We start from the raw sequence: 22,620 nt of genomic DNA, 5'->3' as shown, positions 1-22,620 counted from the left end.
AAGCATATCCTTCTATGCTTAACTATGCCAGCCCCTATTTTTTTAACAAGCAATACATATATGAAAAACTTTTATAAATTATCAGAGCATAGTACTCTTTTTATATAAAATAGAATGTAATTATCTTACACGTTCAAGGAGATGGAATTATGAAAGCACTATTACTACTCATGGCACTCATTAGTTTCACCACACTACACTGTGCATGTACAACTAAAAACCTCAAAGTAGGCGGTAAAGCCCCCGATTTTGAATTGCTCAACCAAAATGGAGAGATTGTAAAACTCTCTGATTTTAAAGGTAAAAAAGTCGCGCTCTATTTTTATCCAAAAGATGATACACCGGGATGTACACAACAAGCGTGTAGTTTACGTGATAGTTTTGAATTGTTGCGTGAAAATGGCATCACTATTCTTGGATTAAGTAAGGGATCGGTTAAAAGCAAACAAAAATTCATTGCAAAACAGCGTCTCAACTTTCCATTGCTTATTGCAACAGAAGATGTTCTGAAAGCCTATGGTGTAAATACTGGATTACTGCGACTGTACATGCCAAAACGACACACATTTTTAATTGATGAAAATGGTATTATTGTAGCCATTATTGAAAAAGTTGATACAAAAAATCATGCACAACAAATACTCAATGCATTCCATGCAGCAAGATAACTCCGTAATTAAAAAATTAACCTCTATTCCGCTCGCCCTGAGTTTTTTTGCTTGCAAAAAAGTATCGAAGAGTGCATCCTTTTCCGCCATCCTTCGATACACCCCTTGCGGGGCACTCAGGACGAACGGACGACGACAAGCAAATTCACAATGAGCACGTTTGTAAGAATCTACTGTATATCGTTACTCAGTTTCTTCCACATAAGCTTTGTGCAAACAGACTCAAAGCTTATGACATTGAGCGCAACTGATACCAGTAATGATACCAAAGAGATCACCATTACGTTTATCGTTCCCGAAAAAGATTTTATCTATAAAGATTTTATTACCTGCTCTGTGCATGAACCCACCGTTATTCTATCCCCATGGAAAGCAAACAAACAGAGTATCAGCCATTATGACCCATCATTCAAAGAAACAAAACAGGTTTTTAATGAAACATTTTCTGTTTTCATGACGGCAACAACAAAAAAATATAGTCCCGATCCTGTGTATTTGTATTGTAGTTATTACCGACGATCAGAGAAGAAAATAAATCATACCCTTTTTACACTTTTTTTTCCCCAACCAGTACAACAGAGTGAATCGGTAGATGAGGATGTTCTCGAAGTACCAACACATACTACGCATCAAAAAAACATCTTTCCTTATATAGCATCCATAGATGATTATTTTTTTACTGCACTTTCCATGGTTCACAGTTTTGTTGGTTCACTCAAAACTGATTACAAAAAATATGTGTTCGCGCTTATAGCACTCATGATTCTTCTTGCTTCTCTTTCTTATCTTTTTAAAGAACAGTTACAAAAACAAAAAAAACTGAACGAATTGATTGAAGTACTATTTTCACTGCTCATTGTATCAGGCACAACGTATGCACTCGTGTATCTCTACACAATAAGCACTCCACTTATTACCATGGCTATGGCATGTAGTTGTACTTCAGGCGCCGGTTTTTTTTACATAAAAAAGAGTACGAAGCTCCACTCTGGATATCTTCGCACTCTTTGTACTTTTATTGGCATGCTCTGGATTATTGGCGCACTGTTTTTATCATTCAAAGCGTTACAATACGCTGATGACCAATTTCACTTTTTGTAGAATTTAATTTTTAGTTCGTTTCCTTCGACAAGCTCAGGACGAACAGAGGAATAAACCGATTTTTTTTCAATAGGCTCAGAATGAATTATTTTTCCCGTTCGTGCTGAGTCAGTCGAAGCATACGAACATTTTTAACCTACATCATCGATGTTTCTTTACATCATCATGACGACCACGCATTTTTCCCATATCATGATTTTTTCTTTTTGCTTCGTGCAGTTCTCGATACATCACGTCAATCACACGGTCAAGTGTATCATAAAAACCCATGCCTTCATGCTCATAAGATGAATTTAAATCATATTCAGCACTTTTCACATGTAACTCAACACGATGGTGTTCATGAACTTTACTTGGCTCAAGATACAAATCAATATGGACTGGACCACGATCATTTTCTAGAAATGCAACTATCTTTTCCAACTGTTCACGTGCATACTTTTCCATTACGTCAGAATGTTCCATATTGCGAAAGACAATACGTTTATTCATTTTACTACTCCTTTTTGAAAACAGTTCAACAAACAACATACTACCGTGGATTATCTGCTTCTTACAATAAATTTAACGGGCACACCACGTAAATCATAATTTTGTCGCAAAGTTTTTTCATAGTACGCAAGTTGCGATTCACCAAACCACAGAGGCACATTCACGTGCAATACAATAGTGATCGGCGCAGTACCAACTTGATGAGCAGAATGGAACATTAATAAGTTTCTATTGTGATAGAGAGGACGTCTGACAGATGCTTCTTTAAATAACTGTGTTAATTCATTCTGATTAAATTGACGAGAATAACGATCCCACAACTCTTTGACTGCAGGCAAAATTTTGCCAACATTTTTACCTGTTTTACAGGAAATAGAGAGTGTCACTACTTTTTTCAAAAAGAAATCATACTCCGACAACATGTGATCAAAGCGGACTTTAGTCGTTTCATCAATAAGATCGGCTTTATTAAACAAAATCATCAACGCTTTATACTGACTATCAAAAGCATAAAATGCCAATTTTAATTCTTGGTCAACAACATTTTCTGCACTGCCATCAATTAGTAACAATACAATGTTAGCATTTTTAAGTGCTTGCATTGTTGATTGTACCATCATTCCTTCAAGAGGTTCAGTGACAGAACGCATTCTACGCACACCTGGTGTATCAGCAAGTTGTATATCTTCTTGATAAAATGTAACGCGCTCAACAAGCGCTTCTCGTGTTGTGCCTGGTTCAGGAGAAACAATTGATCGCTCTTTTTGTAATAACAAATTCATTAATGAAGATTTACCCACATTTGGTTTACCAAGCAACATAACTTTGTATGCAGGTTCTTCAACTTCAACCATTACCGGTGCTGGCAAATGTGCAACGATCAATTCTAATAAATCAACAATGTTTTTACCATGTGCAGCAGAAATAAAACAGCTTTTAGGAAAACCAAGTCCCTCAAAACTGTACATATTTTCAGCAGCATCCTTAACATCTACTTTATTAATAACTAAAAAAACTGTTTTGCCGTGCTTATGTAATAACTGTGCAATTTCACGGTCTTCTGTAACCAATCCACACTTACCATCAACAACGAATAATATGATGTCAGCTGATTCTATCATTGATACAGCAATAGCACGTGCTTGGCTCAAAATAGGATCTTGAGTTTTTCGTAAACTGATGCCACCAGTATCAACCAGTTCAAAACTTCTGCCTTGCCATGCAATAGTATCACGTAAAAAATCACGCGTAACACCTTCAAGGTCAAGAGCTATAGCTTTTACATTTTCAGACAAGCGATTAAATAATGTAGATTTGCCAACATTGGTACGCCCAACAATAGCAACTTGAGGAAGTTTTATTTTTTTCATTGATTTTCACGTATTTCGGTAACAACCCCAGGAAAATGACGCATGAGCATTGTAGCCTTTTTCCACGTGTCCTCATCAGAAACATCAATGCGCAGATCATTTTTGTTCACAGCCACAACACTTTTTGGAGTGTTATAACGACTGCTCCCACGAAATTGCTCCTGAGGACGCGATGAAAGCGGTTTTTCTTTATGTTGCATTACAGATGATTTTACTGCTACAACAGCATCATCACTTTTTTGTTTTTTTGTTATTTCAACTTTTTGTGTTCCAGTAAATTGTGTATCAAGCATTGCCTGAGAAGAAAAAAATTCTCGTAACAACGGTTGCCATAACACCTGGGAGCTTTCTAACCATTCTTTAAAAAGAATGAAATCTTTCGATAATTCAACTGAAACTTGATGCGTATCAGCTGTATATGCAATAAAACGAGCTTGCTTAAATACCGAACTCACCAATGGATCATTCAGCGATTCAACTTTACCAACAAATCGCTGCCATTGCCGATCATAACTCTTTACTTCATCCTCATCAGCATCGTCCGCATCTTCATCATCGTCATCTCCATCTTCAGTTTCACCATCATGAGCAACAACACCTAGCGCACAAGGAGCTGATCCATTACCATTGTCAGTCTTTTTTTTATCTTTTTGTTGACATAAACCAAGCAAAATCATTTCCAAAAAGATATGCTGCATTGCTGTTTTAAGGAACAATTCTTCATGAGTATACAAAGCTTCAACCATATGATGCAGATCAATCAAAGAATATAATCGCGCATTATCTTCCAGCATTTTAACTGAAGAAACAAGTTCATGCGGTCGCACACCATACTTAATCCACAGCAACGCTCGCAATAGTACAACCATGCGTTGCCACACAAACTCTGCTTTGTGCTGATCAATATGTAATAAATGCAACAGTTGCACTAACTCCGTAGACGATCCCTGCATGGTTAATTGTATGAGGTTCATGATCTGTTGATCATCAATGTGACCAAGCAAAGAAAGCACCGCTTCTTTATTCACCACAGAACTAGAAAATCTGACTTGTTCAAGTAAATTTAACGCATCACGCGCTGAACCTTCAGTATGTCGCACAATAAGATCCAATGCTTCATCTGTGTATGCAATTTTTTCGTTTTTACAAATGACCTGTAAATGATTTTTAAGAGGAGTATGTGCTATTGATGTAAAAAACAATTGAAAACAACGAGATCGAACAGTATCAATAATTTTATGAGGATTAGTTGTTGCCAAAATGAACAACGCCGTTGCAGGCGGTTCTTCTAAAATTTTTAATGCAGCATTAAAAGCAGCTTTACTTAACATATGAGCTTCATCAATAAGATAGACTCTTTTACGTCCCATCAAAGGAAGCAAAGATGATGATTCAATAATACTGCGAATATTATCAACACCAGTGTGAGACGCTGCATCGATTTCAATAAAGTCTGGATGGTTGCCATCTCGCATTGCAATGCATGAATCACAAACCAAACAAGGTATAGATGATTTTTTTGGATCTTTTTGAAATAATGGCAACGCATGACAATTAACTGCTGCCGCAAAAATACGAGCAGTTGATGTTTTACCACATCCACGTTGACCAGCGAATAAATAGACTGGAAAATAATGCCCCAAGTAAAGACTGTTTTTAAGAATACGAACAGCAAGCTCTTGGCCAACTATTTGGTCAAAATCTTGAGATCGCCATTTTCTACTTAAATTCAATGTAACAGTACTCATTCAGCATTCATCCTAAACAACAACATATTTACAATCTATCTCCCCAACTTTTAACCCAATCCTCGCTTTGCTCCGTATTGGGTACCCATCGAAAGAAGCTGGAGATGTGCTAAAACATGGGGTTAAAAAAAATGGGAAAGCATCTACAAGAAAATTGTTACATCCTGCTGCTTCTTTTCAGACCTGACAGATTATGCACTCTATTCTTTATCTACTTTCCCATTATTATTTGCTCACCGTCGCAAAGCTATGGCGAGCGTACTTTTAAGTCTTTTTATTGAACTTGCCCTACTACGCCAAGGCTACGAAGGGCATATTTTTTTTAAAGCGATGGCCAAGATCAAAATCTTCTATGGCGGTGCCAGACGTCCTTCGACAAGCTCAGGATGAGCGGTCGGCGTAGTCTGGTGGAGAGAGAGGGATTCGAACCCTCGATGCCCCTTTCGAAACATACATGATTTCCAATCATGCTCCTTCGGCCACTCAGACACCTCTCCTAAAAAGGTGTAGCCACCTGAACTTTTTTATTTCAAAAAACTATTCTTGTGCATCAAGTTGCTGTAATGCTATTTCGACATCGCTTGGAGCTTCTTCAACAACTGCTACAGTTTCTTTAGCGCCAGTTTTTTTGGCTACGAGAGCATCACTTGCATCTTTTGTTTTCTTCGCAACAGCTTCTCTACCACGATCAACAGCATCAGCACATTTATTTAAGATCAAACTAACTGATTGAACAGAATCATCATTTCCTGGAATAACAAAATCAACATCTGATGGATCTGAATTGGTATCAACAATAGCAACTATCGGAACACCCATTAAGACAGCTTCTTTAACAGCTGATTGCTCTTTACTTACGTCAACAATAACAATCGCTCCAACTGGCAATGTCAATTTTCTAATACCACCAACAGTTTTTTCAAGCTTTTCGGCAGTCTTTTTGTATAAATTAAGTTCTTTTTTAGTGTAAAAAGGATTGGATTCCGATTTTACTAGGATATCTTCGTAATGAAGAAGCCTTGTCAGAGACTTTTTAACCTGACTCCAGTTAAGTAACGTTCCACCCAACCATCTATGGTTTACAAACGGTTGATTCAATCGAGCACCAATTTCCGCGATAGTTTTTGATGCAGCTTTTTTAGTGCCAACCCATAAAACGGTCTTACCTTCGGCCGCAACAGACTCTAAGAATTTTTCTGCTTTGTTTAAATGGTCAGCAGTTAAGGCAACATTAATCAGATGAACTCCATTTTTGTAGCCCCAGATATATTGCTTCATTTTAGGACACCAACGAGATTTCTGATGGCCAAAATGAACGCCTGCTTTTACCAATTCCCCAAATAATTCTTTAAGATCTCTCATCCAAACATCCTTTATGATTTTATTTCATTCATTGAAAGTGTAACAAAACAAGAGAAAAATGCAATTTATACCGCATTCTTTCTCGTATTTTCTTCTCCGGAGCCAATAACTTCGTTATTCATGACTGCCTGTTCAAAGCGACGACCTAATAAAAACGCTACCCCAAACCATAGGCATACCACCCCCGCAAAAAAGAATGAGTACACAGGAAGCATAAATGCGGCGCCCATTTTTGATGCAAAAACGTTAAACATAGACCCAGCTGTTTTGGCAAACTTACTGCCAAATGCATCAATCCATGATTTTGACTTAAACTTAATCTCCTTGACTGTTGGCAAATACAAGCTTTCACGTACAGGGGCAAGAAACGCATAATTCAATGCGGTAAACACAACAAATGCATTTCTTAGAGCTTGTGGTGAGGTTTCAAATATAAGATAGAAGAGTATACCTCCCATAGAGAAAGGAATCAACATTAAACAAATACGCGTTCCAAGTCGAGACAATAGTGCTTGAGTCCCAACCAATGAAATAATAAAGCCAACAAAATGCGCTTTAAACGCTATCTCAAATAACACCTTAGATACATCGGATATCGATTCAGCACCAGCTTCAGCTGCACCAAGACGTAAATAACCAAGCACTGTCGAGACAGTCTCATAGAAAAACACCATGCCAAAAATACCCAAAACATACGGATATTTTACAAACATCTCCAGACCTGCAAACATACTTGGCTTGACAGGAACAACCGATTCACTTTTATGTTTTTCCAACTGATATGCTGCTTCATACCCATGCAACAGATGACCTGGCACTTTTTTTATAAACAGTATTGCCACAATAGGAACAAGTGATAAAAAGAACGTAGATATCACCAGAATAATTTGGTGCGCTGCAACATGTGTCAAATAAGGTTTTACTAACTGAGAACTTAATCCAAAAATATACCATGCCATCGCAGCAGAAACCATACCTCCAAATTTTGACCCCGCTACCATGTATCCATAATTTCTTTTTGCTTCAGCAGGACTATTTACCGAATTGGCTAACGCCCAAAATACACTCACTACAAATGGTGAATACCCCTCAACAAAAAAGTAGAAAAACCAACCAAACAAACGGCTGGGATGCGCATCGGTATTCAGAATTCCAATTCTTGGATGCCCTATGTAATAAGCAAAGACTAAGTTGGCTACCCCAAAAAGAACACTATAAAAAATAAGCAACTGATACCGACGAATTCTATCAACAAGACGCGAATAGAAAAAGATCGCAGGAACGAGCATAAGCATGGAAATAACTTTTACCCACGGTATATACTCTTTTCCAACCGTTCCCAAAAAAATAGAACTTTTAAGGTCACGCGTTATGGTATATGCTCCAACAACAAGAAAATAAAGAAGTGATAAAAAAAAGAGCTTCATCCGCTCTTGCGGCTCAATATCAAACAGCCCACGCACCATCTGTTTAATTTTAGATCCCATTCTGACCAAAACCTTTCTGTCCAATCTTACTGTTTTTTACCCAAAAAAGCCTTCTAAAAGATCAATTAGAAGGCTTTTTTATTATTTACTCGCTCATATATTCATATATCAACATACAATACGTTTTTCTTTGATCGCTTTGTCATAGGTTGCCGCAACATAAATTGCAACTAACAACCATACACCAACCAAACCAAAAGAAATTAATGAACTAAACATTAAGAATCGAGCAACACCATCAATTGGACCGTGATGAGCCACCAATGGAGCACGGAACGTATTAATGTATGATCCGCTTCCTTTTGACAGACGTCCACCAAACATTTCAATCCATGCTTGTGCTTTGTATTTGGTATCTTTTGATGTTGGAATATAAAGCTGTTTTAATGTTGGTTGGTTCAATGCATAGTTAACTGCTTTTGAGAACACCATAATCCAGAAACCAATAACCAATGATTGTGGATTAAATTTAATTAAAAGGACAGCTGCAGTTGTCAATATTGGTAGCATTAACAATGATGCACGCATACCTAAGATACGTTGAATACTATTAATACCAAACAACACACATAATGTTGATACAAGACCAGTCATTGTTGCATAAGAAGCTAAGTACGCACCAACTTCTGCTTCATTAGTAAACGCTGTAGAAACGCTCATTTTAAAGTGGAAATCTAGTACCGTTACAATAACTTCGTAAATTGTGATGATTAAAAACAACCCAAGCAAATAACCACGAGTTACTAAAAGTTTTAAGCCTTCAAAAAATCCTGGTTCACCTTCTTCTGCTTCACCTTCAGGATGATACCCTTTTAATTGGCTTGCTGGCGTTACATGCATAAACACCCAGAACATAAAGCCAATAACAAAAAGAAGAATTGCAAGCACGCCTACAACAGGAGCACTGTTTGAAAAACCTAGTCTTTTTGCGTTAAGGAAAAAAGGCCCAACCATATTACCTATTTGACCAAAAAGAGCTACAAGAGGAAAACCTCTTTTTGCTGATTCAGGAGAAGTGATATCGGTAACAATAGCCCAGAAAAGCGCTACCATCAATGATCCAAAACTTTCAACCCAAATATACCATGCCCAGCCTAAAACACGCCACGGACTTTTAACCGTATTAGCAAGACCAATTGAAGAATCTGAAAAACAAAAGAACATAACGAGTGCTATTACACCATAAAGGCCTGTTAGAAAGTAAAAAACCTTATGACGAGGAAAAGTGTCAACTAGCTTACTGTAGAGAATTACTATAGGAAAAATAATAACAAGCGAAAGTATCTTTGCCACTGGTTGCCATTCCATACCAATCATTGCATTAAAGATACTGTCCTTCATAGGACGAAGCGCCCAATAAATTGCAATAATCCCACAAAAAATAAGAGCTAGGATACCAAATTTCTTCAGCTCCTCTTTGCTCTCAAAATTTCCCCAAAGCATCGTCGCAAGACGTTTTAACATCGAGCACCCTTCCGAAATAAAAATAATATGATTACTGTGAAAACCTACTTTACCACATAAATTTAGCAGAGGATTAATGATTTGTAAAAATTATATTAATTAATTACCAAAAAAAATATTTTAATCTCTTACTTTATTTCGCACCTACAACTAATTCTTTTGTATTTTCACACCACATCGGCACACTTTTCGACATTTCCCGCTGTTGTTCTAATTCTTTTTGCTGTTTCTCTAAATTTTCTCGAAATCCTCTTATCGCTGCTCTATCTTCTGCTTGTTGCGCTCTTTTGTTTGCTTCCAGTGGAATAGCTCTCTCTAATTTGAGGGTCAATATTGTACAAAAAATATAATTCGCCACTTCTTTATTCCCATAACATTGATGCTCAAAAAAACTTGTGATGGGCGTTTCAACTGGCGATCGACCGTTGTATTTAATGGCAGTTTTATGTGGATCATCGCCGAATTCCCATTTACCATATATGTTCATTCTGATATTAGTACGAATTGTCGGATCTGCACCACGCTTCAGCAAAGCATCGACATGTTCTATCGTAGCGTCTTCACGAATAGTAAGATAATGCATTGGAGTATACCCAAGGGAATCACGGCAGTTGGGTAAGTAATAGTCCTTATTGTTTTCCACCAATAGCTGATTATTCAACACCGGGGCAACCACAAGATACAGAAAACAGTTGATAGGAAAATTCTGTTGGAAATTCATAGAATAGGCACTATTACCTACAATAAACCCTGCCACCATAAGCATTCTGCACAAACATTTCTTCATCTTAATCCTTATCATAAAACCTGTACCTATAAACGTAATCACAAAATTGTACTACAAATACAAGCTGATGCAACAATTGATCAAATATACCCTTGATTTCATATTTCAATTAGAAAAATTCTTTTTGATTGACAAAAGACCGCAATAATTTACTCTTAAAAGGAAGATGACCCGCCTTATATAAAGAAAATGTAATATTTTGATAATCTAACCACTACAGTTATCATCCACAGGGAAGCGCTATGCAAAAAGAAAAGAATAAGTCACTGAAGCACCTACCAGCATCCTCAGAAAGCTCTCTCCCTCTTTTACCGCTTAAAAACGTAGCAATGCTCCCAAAAAGCATTATTCCTGTCATTGTTGGACGCGATATTTCAATTAAAGCAGTAGAGCATGCCTTAAAAACGAATAGAATGCTCTTTATTTCTGCACAAAAAAATGCTGCTACAGAAACTCCAACCAAAGGCGATGTATTTACGTATGGTACTCGTTCCACAATACTACAAGTCATGCGCATGCCAAACGGACCATTAAAAATACTTGCTGAAGGACTATGCCGAGCAAAAGCGATCAGTTTTGAAGACCACGAAGATGGATTTATTAATGTCCAGTACCAAGACCTGCCAACCCCTGATTTAAAGCTTTCTATTGAACTTGAGGCTACTTGGCGCGAAACAGTCCAATTATATACCACATATTCTGCATTGAATGATAAAACTCCCTCCGATCTCATCACAAGTGTAAAAACGGTTCAAGATATGGATTATATGACTGATACTATCGCAGTCCATATCGACAATCTATCACTTGAAAACAGACAAGAAATTCTTGAACTACCCGATCTTAAGCTTCGCATGCTTAAATTATGTTATTTCTTAGAAAAAGAGATCGACATATTGCAAACTGAGCAACGTATTCGTGGACAAATTCAAACACAGGTTGACAAAAATCAACGTGAATACTACCTACATGAACAGATGAAGGCAATTCAAAAGGAACTTGGCCGTGAAGATCAATCAGAAGATGTCTCTGCCATACGTCAAAAAATTAAAAATGCAGGGCTCTCCAAAGAAGCAAAACAAAAAGTTGAAAGTGAATTAAAACGACTTGAACAAATGCCTCCTCTTTCATCAGAAGCAGTTGTCAGCAGAAATTATATTGATTGGATCCTCGCTCTGCCATGGCAAAAAGTCAGCAAAGATACCATTAATATTGCACAGGCTGAGAGAATTTTAGATAAAAATCATGCAGGCTTAAAAAAAGCAAAAGAACGCATTATTGAATTTATTGCTGCAAAAAAATTCTCTAAAAATTTGCACCGTTCACCAGTCATTTGTCTTGTTGGTCCTCCTGGTGTGGGGAAAACATCACTAGCTCGCTCTATCGCCGAAAGCATGGGGCGCGAATTTATTCGCATATCCTTAGGTGGCGTGCGCGATGAAGCAGAAATTCGCGGTCACAGACGTACCTATATCGGTGCATTGCCTGGAAAAATAATTCAGGCAATGAAAAAAGCGAACGTACTTAACCCAGTTATTTTGCTTGATGAGATTGATAAAATGTCACGCGATATGCACGGCGATCCTGCCGCAGCATTGCTTGAAGTGCTTGATCCAGAACAAAACAAAAACTTTATCGATCATTTCCTTGACACCGGGTATGATTTGTCACAAGTCATGTTCATTGCAACAGCAAACATGATGGATCAAATTCCGTATCCTCTGTATGATCGTCTGGAAATTGTAAATCTTTCTGGTTATTCAGAGCATGAAAAACTCGCGATTACCAATCAGTTTCTTATTCCAAAAAATTTAAAAGAATATAATCTCAACAAAAAGCAATTTATTATTTCTGATGAAATTGTTTTATCAATTATTGATGAATACACCAAAGAAGCTGGTGTGCGTCAACTTGAACGTATTATTGCAAAATTAATGCGTAAAACAATTCAATTATTGCTGAAAGATGAGAAAACTAAATCACATACCATCACCAAAAAAGTTGTTTTGGATTGGCTCGGAACTTCTGCCAATAAAAAAACAAGTATGAGTCAGAAAAAAGAACGCATTGGTCTTGCAACAGGTTTAGCATGGACTGAAGTTGGCGGTGATGTATTAGAAATTGAAACATCGGTATTGACCGGAAAAGGTGGACTTACCCTCACTGGACAACTTGGTGAGGTGATGCAAGAATCAGCACAAGCTGCAATGAGTTACATCCGATCACGTGCAAAAGATTTGGGCTTAAAGCCAAGTTTTTATTCTGCAAACGATATTCATTTGCATATTCCAGAAGGCGCAACACCAAAAGATGGCCCTTCTGCTGGTATCACTATTTGCACAGCCTTGGTTTCGGCATTGACTGATAACCCAACAAAACCAAATCTTGCAATGACGGGTGAGATTACCTTGCAAGGAAGAATTCTCTCTATTGGTGGTCTTAAAGAAAAGATTCTTGCAGCAAAACAACATGGATGTCCTACCATTATTATGCCACAAGAAAATTATGACGATCTTCAAGATATCAAAAAAGAAATGTCTCTTGATGGTTTAAATATCAAATTTGCGAGTAATATGGATGAAGTGCTTCAAATCGCATTTATGAAAAATCCTCTGGATAAAAAAATAAGACCGATGAAAAAACGTCCAACTAAAAAAGAAAAAACATTATAAACATTTACTACAAAACGGAGTTCACTATGAACAACAGATATTTTTCTTCTCTGCTCTGCATTACGGTACTCGCACTTGCTCCTGCATGCTCAAAAAAACAACAAAAAGCTACTCAAAAAGAAGATGTTAATACAATGATTGAATTGGATAACACTATTTTTGAAATGGAAAAAGAAATCAACGATGCTGCACAAAATAGTAAATTTTAAATAACCTGTATTTGTAAAAAGAGAAAGCCGCCTTTTGATAGGCGGCTTTTTTTATTGTTGAGAGCAAAAATCTTTATCTGATTCCTGTTTATTTTCTTTGCTTGATTGCGCTGTAACATTAGTATGTATCAACGCTTTCAACACTGCGAGCGTTTCTGTGCCTTGTGTAATGGTAATTGCATTATCTCGCTTTGGATTAATAATAAGTGGTGTATCTGTTTTTACTATTGGTAAGTTTTGCAACGGTTGAAATCCATTAATTGCAATCGAAATTAATGGTGTTAATAATGGGAACAAAGTGAGCGATTTTTTTGGATATATTTCTCTATTGAGGTGACAGGACCACTTTCCTGTTGGAATGACAACTCGTGTTTCTTCTTTGCGTGGTTCATAGCACACCACAACGGAACATTCGTGGTTGTTTATTATGGTAAGTGCTTTAAGTGGCTTATCCATCGCAAAAGTATAACCAGATGACAACAAAGTTAATAGAAAAATGGTGCATTGCATTACTTTCCTTATAAACTAGCGTTTGACATTGTAAACGGTTATAACAATTCTATATGATAATTTCAAGCACACTACAGTGCTACAAAAAAAGGGGATAATGTGGACAAGAAAATATTATTACTTTGCTTCGCGCTACTCTTGGCAATTCTACCCAGTTGCAGAAAAAAAACACGTCAACAAAAGAAAATTGATAAGGCAACAAAAGAACGCATTATCAGTAATTTTTAACACACTCAATCATTTGCTCCACTGCTTGTTCCACATTCAAATCAGATGTATCAATGACAATAGCGTTGTCTGGAATTATTAACGGTGCAATCGTACGATTTTTATCACGATCATCACGATCTGTGATTGCTGCTATTGCCTCATCAACAGAAAAATGATTACCATATTTTTCTTGGTCTTTGCGCCATCGTTCTGCACGAACATCAACCGATGCTGTGATAAAAAATTTAACGTGCGCATCCGGAAACACAACAGACCCAACATCACGACCATCGGTTACAATATCAGACTTTGATGCAATATCACGTTGCAGTTGCGTAACTGCGTACCGTACGCGTACATTTACACTGACAATTGAAGCAATTTTATCTATAAAACGATCTTTAAGATGGGCTGTAATATCTTTATTATCAAAAAAAATGCGCTCTTGAGTGTGCGCATCGTAGTGATATGAAAATTTTTGAGGATCAAAGCAATGCTTAATATCTTCTTGCGACGGTTCGGCAATTGTTTCTAATGTATATCCATAGCGATTCACCAATACATACCCAAGTGCACGATATAACAAACCTGAACACAAATAATAATATCCCAATTTTTGAGCTAAAATTCTGCTGACGGTAGATTTACCACTTGCAACTGGTCCATCAATTGTAATAATCATGCAACACCCTTGATTGCTACATCAACACCAATTAATTCAATATTTACTCGATCTTGCCAATGATTTTCTGACACACGTGCGGCAAGAATAAATGGCGATTCATAGTGTTCATTAAAAAATTCGAAAAGTTCTGGACGATTGAAAAACATAACTGGTTTGATAACGCCATCAGCAAACATAAAACATTTTACATGTAGATCTTTTAATAATTGTGCCTTTTGTACTTGCATCACATTGTTCACATAAAAAATCGGTTGCTCATTACTATTACCAAAAGGTTCCAGATGTTCCAAATCATCAATAAATTTTTTATTCAAATCTGATAGATTAACTTCTGCATCAACACGAATTTTCGGCTGTAAATCAAACGGTGTTAATTGCTCGGCAACCAACTTCTCTAAGCGATTTTTTAGTTCCGGTAAATTTTCAACTTTCAACGACAACCCTGCTGCAACAGAATGTCCTCCAAATTGTATCAATAAATCTGACGATGCAGTAAGTGCGTCAAACATATTAAATTCCGCAATTGATCTGCACGAACCTTTTGCAAGACCATCTTTTGTTAAATGAAACAACAAGGTTGGCTTACCGTATCCAGAAACAAATCGTGATGCAACAAGACCAATAACTCCTGCAGGCCAACTGCTGCTTGCAGCAATAATAACATTCTCACATTCAACATTGATGCGCTTTAATCTAATTTGTTCTTCAATCTCTTCAACAATCGAGCGCTCTATTGTTTTACGAGCTTCATTCATTTCCAAAAGTACTTTTGCAACAGTTTCAGCGTTATCAACATCAGTACCAATTAAAAATTTTACAGCCTGACGAGGATCTTCTAGTCTACCCAATGCATTGATTTGCGGCGTAATGGAAAAACCAATATCAGTTGACGATAATTTTGGTTTTGTTACTTTTCCATTTGCCTTTAACAACTTAAAAGATAAACTTTCAACTTTATTAATATAGTTCAGTCCATGCCGAACCCAAAATCTATTTTCACCAATCAAAGGCACCACATCGGCAACAGTACCGAGCAGCAATAATTCGTACGCTTTTGGCGGTAGCTGCAAACCTTTTTTTTCATACAACAACGAAAGCAACTTAAATGTTACTCCAACACCGGCCAATGTTTTGTGAGGATACCCGCAGTCGACTTGATTAGGATTAACAATTGCAAATGCATCAGGAACATGCGCGTGTGGCCTATGATGATCGGTAATAATAAGATCAATGCCCAACTCTTTTGCACGCTTTGCTTGCTCAATTGCAGTAATTCCATTATCAACAGTAACAATAACGGAATAGTTATTCTGCGCTGCACGTTCAACTATTTTGGTTGATAAACCATAGCCATCTTTGACGCGATTGGGTAAAAAATAATTAATTTTTGCACCAAGCGGCAACAAACAAATCATCATTAATGATGATGAAGTAATACCATCAACATCATAATCCCCAAACACAAGCATCTGCTCTTGTTTTTCCATCGCAAGCAAAATTCTATCGACAGCTTTTTCTGCATCTTTCAGCAACCGTGCATCGGCCACATTGTTTTCAAAACTGCTGAATAAAAATGATTCAATAAGATTTTCATCGGTAAAACCCCGTGAATATAGAACATGCGCAACAGCAAAAGAAAGATTATACCGCGATGCAATTGCTGCAATTTTCTGCTGGTCACAGTCAGCAATCTTCCACAAATATTTCTTACCCGAGATGATGGTGTTGTTCATAACAAGCGCATTAAAAAAAGACTGTTAAATCACTAAAATATAGATTAAGATTAATACACATTTTGCAGGAAACCAAACTATTTCAACAATTTATTCACAAATCACACAAAAGGACGCACAATGAAAACAAAGCAATATATGTTAATTCCAATCTTTCTGTTCGGTTTTACTCAACAAGGATTTGCAATGGAACGCTTATCCAACATGTGGAATACTATTAAAGAACAAGAACAACAACGACGAGACGAATATAGGAAAGAATATATGAAACACATGCAACCTGTAAAAAAGACACAACCCAAACCTATCGACCCAACCTTAGAACAACATCTTAGTAAAACAATACGCGTGAATTTGGAATGTAACCATTCTTATTAAAAAGTGAACGTATGATGTTAAAACAATATATTTTCCTATTGTTATTTCTTGGCAATATTAGCAGCAACAACCTACTAGCCTCGGAACCATATCGTTCTATACGTATCGAAAAAGGAAAAATACGCTATATTTATCCTCTTCCTACTGAAGATAAACCTTATGCAACCGATCCGGTTGAATTTGAAACGAGGTTTAAAACAGTTCTGAATATGAACATAGAACTATTAAGTAAGGAAAACGTCTCTCAACAAGATATGCAGCTATATGAAACAAGTTTGCTCAAGGTCCTAGAGCACCACAAACGTACAATCGAAAGAAAACAACCTCTATAAAAATAGAGGTTGTCCTTTTGTTTAAATTTACTTACGATCAATTGTCCAGTTAATCGTTTTTATAATCTTATCTTTGTTAATTATCATGTTGAATTCTAGCTGATCTAAAACTTGTCGCGATTGCTGTTGAGTGTACTGAAAATTACTTGTTTTACAGAAACCTTCTTTTGCACACTTTTCCATATCAAAGCCCTGAATACTGCTATAGTTTTTAAACTCTGGTTTTGATTTATTTTGTTCCCATGCTTGTGCATCACTAACACGTGGCAAATAAAAAAGCCTTCTTCTTATTACAAAAGAAGGCTTAAAAACATCTACTGTGATTTTTGATCAATCACCCAATTAATCATTTCCATAATCTGATCTTTATGGACCATCATATTAAATTCCATCTGATCGATTAACAATTGGGAATCGTTTTTTGGATACATAAAACGAAGCGTTCCACAATCACCACCAGATTTATTGGTACATTCATCGAAATTAAATCCTTCAATACTGCTATAGCTCTTGAATGCTGGGTTTGATTTATTGGCACTCCATAAGGCAGCATCACTGATTCGTGGTAAATATATTACTACTGGAACTGACGGATCTGATGGATCTTTGAAAACTGACAGTGCCTTTTTTTCTACATCTGTGTAATCAATTTTTGGGAATTTTAATCCTTTTCTCCGCGCATACTCTTCTGTTTTTTTCAATGAATATAATAATGATCCACCAGAAAAATCTAAGAACAACATGATATCTGCTTTACGCTCTGGACGTTCACCACTAACAGGAGGATACGGTAAATTAAAATCTATTCCCGCATCAACAAACTTGATCGTTGGGCGAGATTGCAATTCTTGATTTGGTATTCCATACATAAAGTTAAATACTTCACCCCATGATGCATCAACTCTCTTACCAGTTAATGGGTCTACCAATTTTTTTTCTACTGCTGCTCTAATGAGTGAACTACCAGGAACTCCTTGTATAATCTCTTCCCATACTCTACCAAAATGCACACCATGAGCTGATCCCCATGTAGCCATAAGAAAACCTAAACTTTGCTCCGGCGCAAAATCTGTGGATCCACCACCGTAAAATTTGCGTCCATACCCCCATGCTGGTACATACACACCAAAATAAGGTGATCCTATTTCATGTGGAGTAAATTCATACCAATGAGGTTCTCTAGCAACTGCTTCACGCGCATCAATAGCAGTATAGATAGGATAAGGAATATCACCATTTTGTACACGACCTGCTTGCTGTGATAAATAAACTCGCTGACAATCACTTCCGTACTTGCTCAGCAAATGATTAGCAAGTAAAGCTCCATATACATCAACTGTTGTCAGTGGTTCATCAAATGCAAGTTTAACTGCAAACATATCAATAATGTTTTTTGCTTCACCGAGAGTAACTTTGTAAATATCTTTTTGGATGCTGTTCTGAACATATTGCTTGAAACTTTCAATCGACATACCTGTAGAAACCCATGCTGATAACGCCCATGTTGAACCTGATAATGCAGTAATATAGGTTGTCGCCGCTGTTATCCCTAATTTTTCAGCTGCACATAAACCGCCTATGGTTCCTAACATTGCACGATAACCACCGCCACTCGCTACAATTGCCATAGTTGGTACATATTTGCCATCCAAAGATCTACCAAGCATTTTTTCAAAAGCAGCTTTAACTTTTGGCTTACGTTTTGCCAAATATGCACGTTCATCAACGTTCAGTACATTACCAATACGTATAGTAGCAACAGAATTCTTATACGGATTTGTTTTTATTACAACCGAATCACTTGCAAGGTATTGAGCTCCTGTTGAGGCAGCAGAAGATACTGTTTCTTTAGCTTTTTGATACACACCTTGCGCAAAAGACCATACAACATTTGCGCGTTCATATGCTCCACCAAAATCAACTGCTTGGAGCCACGGTTTGACTAGACAAAAAAGTATAACAACTGTAACAGTCGCTCCTATCTTCCAATATTGCTTCATATAACCCCCTCTTAATATGAATAAACTTCTTTCAATTAAAAAATTTTACTTTGCATCAAAGAATACAATGTTACAAATAATATTTGCAATAAAAATTGCATCATAAGCATTGTAGGTTGTTCCATCTAACGTGCTTGTAATAGATAAGCTAAAAGCCTTCTCTAAAAATAACCCTCTCTAAACTGATAATATTAGTCCCAAATTGCCAGTTTGACAATTTGGTATAATTACTATACAATCAAGTAAATTTCGACCGGCCTTTAGGCCGGCGCTTTTTAAAAGGAATAATCAAGATTAAATTTACGCAAGATCTCGACTTATTGCCTCAATCTTGCTCATATGACTCGCATTCATCCCCGGCTTTAAAAAGCCAGGGTTTTCTGCTCAGTTAAATAAATAAGAACACTGTAATTCTCCGTTCAAATAGAAAGTAATCATGTCTATAAATATCAAAAAAATCGTTTTTTTGAGTTCTATAATAAGTATCTTAGGATGTAAAAATCTCACTGCTATGGAAAAGAAGTATCCAGTCAACTATGTAATAGTTTCTAGCGATGAAGAATTTCGTAATTTTCTTCATGTCTCAGACGGAATGTATGCTTATCCTTTTCCACAACCCAGCGAAAACTCCATGATTACACCAGAGCTTTTTGAACAATTATTTAAAAATACCTTGCACGTGAATCAGAATATAGCTGCAAAAAATGGAAACTTTGATCTTTTTCTTATGGATCATGAGCCAAAAGCAAATTTTGCTCTCCAACAAGCACAAATTTTTTTTCATCGCATTAACAATGAACAACGGATTTCAAGAGAAGCAAAAACATATATAGAAAACTCTTTGCATCAAAAAAAACAAATTCAACGCTTACAAAGAAATTATAATTCTGGTGTAACAATCAAACAAAATCCTGGATATTCCATAATAAAGTTTTGATTATAAAAAAAATCCCCATGCAAACCATGGGGATTTTTTTTATAATCAAAATTAATATCATTCTTTCATTCGCAATGTTGGGAATAAAATTACATCACGAATTGATGGCGCATTTGTTAAGAACATTGTAAGACGATCAATACCAATACCACAACCAACAGTCGGTGGCATGCCGTATTCAAGCACTGTGACAAAATCAGCGTCATAAAAATGAGTTTCATTTTCACCAGCTGCACGCGCCTTTGCCTGATCATGAAAACGCTCTGCCTGATCAAACGGATTATTTAACTCACTAAAACCATTTGAAAGTTCCATTCCCGCAACATACAATTCAAAACGATCTGCAAAATCATAATTAGTTGCATTCCGTTTGGATAACGGAGAAACTTCAACAGGAAATTGCGTAATGAAAGTTGGTTGAATCAGTGTAGATTCTACAAGCTCTTCAAACAACATATTCAATTTATATCCCCATGACGGATTTTTTTGCTCAAGGCGAATTTTGTGTTGTGTAACAATTGCATCAATTTTATCACCTTCAAGATCTTCAACATTACAACCAATAACACGCGCAACAGCTTCTTGCATAGTCATGTGTGCAAATGGTGATACAAAGTTAAGATGATGATCGCCAAATAATATTTCAGTTGTACCACACACCGTTTGTGCAATATGCTGCAATAATTTTTCAGTAAAGAGCATCATAAAGATATAATCATGATGTGCAATATAATACTCAACGGTAGTAAATTCTGGATTATGACGAATTGATAAGCCTTCATTTCTAAAACAGCGATTAATTTCGTACACCCGCGGGAATCCACCAACAACCAGCCGTTTTAGATATAACTCTGGTGCTATGCGTAAATAAAGATCCATTCCCAATGCATTGTGATGTGTAACAAATGGTTTTGCAATCGCACCACCAGGAATGGGATGCAACATTGGTGTTTCAACTTCCAAAAATCCATGTTCGTTAAAAAATGAACGCATTGCAGAAACAATACGTGAACGTTTTATAAAACGATCTTTATCTTCTGCGCTTGTAATCAAATCCAAGTATCGTTGACGATATTTAATTTCCCTGTCTGCTATGCCGTGAAATTTTTCCGGCAGTGGATGGAGACATTTGCTCTGTAAACTGAATTCCTCTGCCTTTACAGTAACTTCACCAGTTTTAGTTCTGAATGATTTGCCACGGCACCAAATAATATCACCAATATCTATGAAGTTGTTTAAAAAAGAAAATGATTGTTCACCAATCATGTCTTCACGTAAATAGAGCTGTATTTTACCGCTGGCATCTTGAATTGTTACAAACCCAGCTTTGCCATGCATACGTGAAGTTAAAATACGACCAACAAGTTCATACTCTCGGGATGTGTTGAGATCAGAAAATTCATGATGCACATCAGCACTTGTAGCATTAATTTCTTTAGATGCGGGCCATGGATCAATTCCAAGTGCACGCATTTTTTCAACTTTTTCAACACGAACCTGATATTGTTCCTCGGGAAGTTCGTGCGAGCTATTTTTCAATTCCATGATAGATATACCTTAAGATAGTTAAATCCGTTCGTCCTGAGTGCCCCGCAGGGGTGTATCGAAGGATGAAACCGATAACAATTAATGATTAATTATCTTAATAATACACCCTTCGATACGTTTTTGCACGCAAAAACACTCAGGGCGAACGGAAAAAAAGTTAAAAAATCACACTCACTCAATAACAGCGCGATAATTCTCTTCAATCATATCCCAGTTAATCACATGCCACCACGCAGAAATATAGTCAGGACGCTTGTTTTGATATTTTAGGTAATAGGCATGCTCCCACACATCAAGACCCATTATTGGCGTTGCATTGTATGAAAGTGGTGAATCTTGATTTGGAAGTGCCATAACAATTAATTTGCCATCTTTATCAACCGAAAGCCATGCCCAACCGCTGCCAAAAACTGACTTTGCTTGCGCATTGAATAAATCTTGGAACTGCGCAAAACTACCAAATATTTTTTTTATTTCTTGCGCAACCAAACCATTCGGTTCTCCTCCGCCATTTTTTTTCATAATTTGCCAAAACAGTGAATGGTTAAGATGACCTCCACCGTTATTGCGCACTGCGGTGCGAATATCATCTGGCACGGCAGGTAAATCAATCAACAAACTTTCAACCGATGTTGGCTGGAATTCAGGAAATCTTTCCAGCGCTGCAGTAAGATTATTGATGTATGCCTGATGATGCTTATCATGGTGAATTTCCATTGTTTGTGCATCAATGTATGGTTCAAGAGCGCCATATTCGTAGGGAAGAGCGGGTAATGTAAATTTCATGGGAGTTCCTTAAAACGAGCATTAAATCTTTAAATTATAAACTCCCCTTCTCCGCTCGTCCTGAGTGCCCCGAAGGGGTGTATCGAAGGATGAAATAAAATTTTTCACTTGCTTTATAACATGCACCCTTCGATACATTTT

Annotated in this window: 22 protein-coding genes, 1 tRNA gene and 1 other RNA gene; 8 read left to right on the top strand and 16 right to left on the bottom strand. The window is 36.9% G+C overall.

Annotated features, from left to right (window positions below; genetic code table 11):
• Positions 1-149 precede the first annotated feature (149 nt).
• Both VJJ26_04350 and VJJ26_04345 read left to right on the top strand, forming a co-directional pair.
• A complete protein-coding gene (locus VJJ26_04350; protein HLC07392.1) occupies positions 150-668 on the top strand; it encodes a peroxiredoxin in 519 nt (172 codons plus the stop codon).
• 150 nt (positions 669-818) lie between these two features.
• Positions 819-1,769, top strand: a complete 951-nt coding sequence (locus tag VJJ26_04345) for a hypothetical protein (GenBank protein ID HLC07391.1) — start codon at positions 819-821, stop codon at positions 1,767-1,769.
• Positions 1,770-1,910: 141 nt separating this feature from the next.
• On the opposite strand, the gene VJJ26_04340 is transcribed toward VJJ26_04345, so the two are convergent.
• From VJJ26_04340 to VJJ26_04300, 9 genes are all read right to left on the bottom strand, one after another.
• A complete protein-coding gene (locus VJJ26_04340; GenBank protein HLC07390.1) occupies positions 1,911-2,261 on the bottom strand; it encodes an HPF/RaiA family ribosome-associated protein in 351 nt (116 codons plus the stop codon).
• 50 nt (positions 2,262-2,311) lie between these two features.
• The gene (gene der, locus VJJ26_04335; protein ID HLC07389.1) at positions 2,312-3,631 is read right to left on the bottom strand and encodes a ribosome biogenesis GTPase Der; all 1,320 of its coding nucleotides are present in this window, start codon (positions 3,629-3,631) and stop codon (positions 2,312-2,314) included.
• Positions 3,628-5,379 carry a DNA polymerase III subunit gamma/tau gene (dnaX, locus tag VJJ26_04330; protein HLC07388.1) on the bottom strand — a complete coding sequence of 584 codons (1,752 nt, stop codon included), beginning with the start codon at positions 5,377-5,379 and terminating at the stop codon, positions 3,628-3,630. The genes der and dnaX overlap by 4 nt, the downstream gene beginning before the upstream one ends.
• A 127-nt stretch (positions 5,380-5,506) precedes the next feature.
• An RNA gene (gene ffs, locus VJJ26_04325) (signal recognition particle sRNA small type) lies at positions 5,507-5,603 on the bottom strand.
• 181 nt (positions 5,604-5,784) lie between these two features.
• Positions 5,785-5,876: transfer RNA gene (locus VJJ26_04320), tRNA-Ser, on the bottom strand.
• A gap of 40 nt (positions 5,877-5,916) precedes the next feature.
• The gene (gene rpsB / locus VJJ26_04315) at positions 5,917-6,741 is read right to left on the bottom strand and encodes a 30S ribosomal protein S2 (protein HLC07387.1); all 825 of its coding nucleotides are present in this window, start codon (positions 6,739-6,741) and stop codon (positions 5,917-5,919) included.
• A gap of 65 nt (positions 6,742-6,806) precedes the next feature.
• Positions 6,807-8,228, bottom strand: a complete 1,422-nt coding sequence (locus tag VJJ26_04310; protein ID HLC07386.1) for an Npt1/Npt2 family nucleotide transporter — start codon at positions 8,226-8,228, stop codon at positions 6,807-6,809.
• A gap of 108 nt (positions 8,229-8,336) precedes the next feature.
• Positions 8,337-9,692 (bottom strand): Npt1/Npt2 family nucleotide transporter, encoded by a 1,356-nt coding sequence (locus VJJ26_04305; protein HLC07385.1) that lies wholly within the window; start codon positions 9,690-9,692, stop codon positions 8,337-8,339.
• A gap of 133 nt (positions 9,693-9,825) precedes the next feature.
• Positions 9,826-10,479, bottom strand: coding sequence for a hypothetical protein (locus VJJ26_04300; protein ID HLC07384.1), 654 nt, complete (start codon positions 10,477-10,479; stop codon positions 9,826-9,828).
• Between the two features lie 242 nt (positions 10,480-10,721).
• Between VJJ26_04300 and lon the strand changes: the two genes are divergently transcribed.
• Both lon and VJJ26_04290 read left to right on the top strand, forming a co-directional pair.
• On the top strand, positions 10,722-13,151 hold the full coding sequence (gene lon / locus VJJ26_04295) for an endopeptidase La (protein HLC07383.1): 2,430 nt from the start codon (positions 10,722-10,724) through the stop codon (positions 13,149-13,151).
• Between the two features lie 26 nt (positions 13,152-13,177).
• A complete protein-coding gene (locus VJJ26_04290; GenBank protein ID HLC07382.1) occupies positions 13,178-13,360 on the top strand; it encodes a hypothetical protein in 183 nt (60 codons plus the stop codon).
• Positions 13,361-13,411: 51 nt separating this feature from the next.
• Here the strand turns inward: VJJ26_04290 and VJJ26_04285 are convergent, their stop codons facing one another.
• Positions 13,412-13,870, bottom strand: coding sequence for a hypothetical protein (locus VJJ26_04285; protein HLC07381.1), 459 nt, complete (start codon positions 13,868-13,870; stop codon positions 13,412-13,414).
• Positions 13,871-13,969: 99 nt separating this feature from the next.
• Here VJJ26_04285 and VJJ26_04280 point away from each other — a divergent pair, with 99 nt between their 5' ends.
• Complete coding sequence (locus VJJ26_04280) at positions 13,970-14,098, top strand: hypothetical protein (GenBank protein ID HLC07380.1); 129 nt, start codon at positions 13,970-13,972, stop codon at positions 14,096-14,098.
• On the opposite strand, the gene cmk is transcribed toward VJJ26_04280, so the two are convergent.
• The gene (gene cmk / locus VJJ26_04275) at positions 14,085-14,762 is read right to left on the bottom strand and encodes a (d)CMP kinase (protein HLC07379.1); all 678 of its coding nucleotides are present in this window, start codon (positions 14,760-14,762) and stop codon (positions 14,085-14,087) included. The two genes, VJJ26_04280 and cmk, sit on opposite strands and share 14 nt — an antisense overlap.
• Complete coding sequence (gene recJ, locus VJJ26_04270; GenBank protein HLC07378.1) at positions 14,759-16,498, bottom strand: single-stranded-DNA-specific exonuclease RecJ; 1,740 nt, start codon at positions 16,496-16,498, stop codon at positions 14,759-14,761. Before recJ ends, cmk begins: the two co-directional genes overlap by 4 nt.
• A 120-nt stretch (positions 16,499-16,618) precedes the next feature.
• On the opposite strand from recJ, the gene VJJ26_04265 reads away from it, so the two are divergent.
• The gene (locus VJJ26_04265) at positions 16,619-16,876 is read left to right on the top strand and encodes a hypothetical protein (GenBank protein ID HLC07377.1); all 258 of its coding nucleotides are present in this window, start codon (positions 16,619-16,621) and stop codon (positions 16,874-16,876) included.
• 11 nt (positions 16,877-16,887) lie between these two features.
• Positions 16,888-17,208: a hypothetical protein gene (locus tag VJJ26_04260; protein HLC07376.1), complete on the top strand. Its 321-nt coding sequence runs from the start codon at positions 16,888-16,890 to the stop codon at positions 17,206-17,208.
• 27 nt (positions 17,209-17,235) lie between these two features.
• Here VJJ26_04260 and VJJ26_04255 read toward each other — a convergent pair whose 3' ends face one another.
• Positions 17,236-17,478, bottom strand: coding sequence for a hypothetical protein (locus tag VJJ26_04255; protein ID HLC07375.1), 243 nt, complete (start codon positions 17,476-17,478; stop codon positions 17,236-17,238).
• Positions 17,479-17,522: 44 nt separating this feature from the next.
• Positions 17,523-19,208: a hypothetical protein gene (locus VJJ26_04250; GenBank protein ID HLC07374.1), complete on the bottom strand. Its 1,686-nt coding sequence runs from the start codon at positions 19,206-19,208 to the stop codon at positions 17,523-17,525.
• 436 nt (positions 19,209-19,644) lie between these two features.
• Between VJJ26_04250 and VJJ26_04245 the strand changes: the two genes are divergently transcribed.
• A complete protein-coding gene (locus tag VJJ26_04245) occupies positions 19,645-20,145 on the top strand; it encodes a hypothetical protein (protein HLC07373.1) in 501 nt (166 codons plus the stop codon).
• Between the two features lie 57 nt (positions 20,146-20,202).
• On the opposite strand, the gene lysS is transcribed toward VJJ26_04245, so the two are convergent.
• Together lysS and VJJ26_04235 are read right to left on the bottom strand one after the other, a co-directional pair.
• Positions 20,203-21,690 (bottom strand): lysine--tRNA ligase, encoded by a 1,488-nt coding sequence (gene lysS, locus VJJ26_04240; GenBank protein ID HLC07372.1) that lies wholly within the window; start codon positions 21,688-21,690, stop codon positions 20,203-20,205.
• Positions 21,691-21,864: 174 nt separating this feature from the next.
• Entirely contained in the window at positions 21,865-22,479 is a 615-nt protein-coding gene (locus tag VJJ26_04235) for a superoxide dismutase (GenBank protein ID HLC07371.1), read from the bottom strand.
• Between the last annotated feature and the right edge of the window lie 141 nt (positions 22,480-22,620).

It is taken from the genome of Candidatus Babeliales bacterium (genome assembly GCA_035288105.1).
Lineage (GTDB): Bacteria > Babelota > Babeliae > Babelales > Vermiphilaceae > SOIL31.
This window is presented reverse-complemented; position numbering and strand designations above follow the sequence as displayed.

Coding starts and splice junctions, on each gene's coding strand:
- der (HLC07389.1), bottom strand. CDS start 3,631: ATGAAAAAAATAAAACTTCCTCAAGTTGCTATTGTTGGGCGTACCAAT.
- VJJ26_04340 (HLC07390.1), bottom strand. CDS start 2,261: ATGAATAAACGTATTGTCTTTCGCAATATGGAACATTCTGACGTAATG.
- VJJ26_04305 (HLC07385.1), bottom strand. CDS start 9,692: ATGTTAAAACGTCTTGCGACGATGCTTTGGGGAAATTTTGAGAGCAAA.
- VJJ26_04310 (HLC07386.1), bottom strand. CDS start 8,228: ATGGGATCTAAAATTAAACAGATGGTGCGTGGGCTGTTTGATATTGAG.
- VJJ26_04260 (HLC07376.1), top strand. CDS start 16,888: ATGATGTTAAAACAATATATTTTCCTATTGTTATTTCTTGGCAATATT.
- VJJ26_04250 (HLC07374.1), bottom strand. CDS start 19,208: ATGAAGCAATATTGGAAGATAGGAGCGACTGTTACAGTTGTTATACTT.
- VJJ26_04285 (HLC07381.1), bottom strand. CDS start 13,870: ATGCAATGCACCATTTTTCTATTAACTTTGTTGTCATCTGGTTATACT.
- rpsB (HLC07387.1), bottom strand. CDS start 6,741: ATGAGAGATCTTAAAGAATTATTTGGGGAATTGGTAAAAGCAGGCGTT.
- VJJ26_04300 (HLC07384.1), bottom strand. CDS start 10,479: ATGAAGAAATGTTTGTGCAGAATGCTTATGGTGGCAGGGTTTATTGTA.
- VJJ26_04290 (HLC07382.1), top strand. CDS start 13,178: ATGAACAACAGATATTTTTCTTCTCTGCTCTGCATTACGGTACTCGCA.
- VJJ26_04350 (HLC07392.1), top strand. CDS start 150: ATGAAAGCACTATTACTACTCATGGCACTCATTAGTTTCACCACACTA.
- lysS (HLC07372.1), bottom strand. CDS start 21,690: ATGGAATTGAAAAATAGCTCGCACGAACTTCCCGAGGAACAATATCAG.
- cmk (HLC07379.1), bottom strand. CDS start 14,762: ATGATTATTACAATTGATGGACCAGTTGCAAGTGGTAAATCTACCGTC.
- lon (HLC07383.1), top strand. CDS start 10,722: ATGCAAAAAGAAAAGAATAAGTCACTGAAGCACCTACCAGCATCCTCA.
- VJJ26_04245 (HLC07373.1), top strand. CDS start 19,645: ATGTCTATAAATATCAAAAAAATCGTTTTTTTGAGTTCTATAATAAGT.
- VJJ26_04235 (HLC07371.1), bottom strand. CDS start 22,479: ATGAAATTTACATTACCCGCTCTTCCCTACGAATATGGCGCTCTTGAA.
- VJJ26_04265 (HLC07377.1), top strand. CDS start 16,619: ATGAAAACAAAGCAATATATGTTAATTCCAATCTTTCTGTTCGGTTTT.
- VJJ26_04345 (HLC07391.1), top strand. CDS start 819: ATGAGCACGTTTGTAAGAATCTACTGTATATCGTTACTCAGTTTCTTC.
- recJ (HLC07378.1), bottom strand. CDS start 16,498: ATGAACAACACCATCATCTCGGGTAAGAAATATTTGTGGAAGATTGCT.
- dnaX (HLC07388.1), bottom strand. CDS start 5,379: ATGAGTACTGTTACATTGAATTTAAGTAGAAAATGGCGATCTCAAGAT.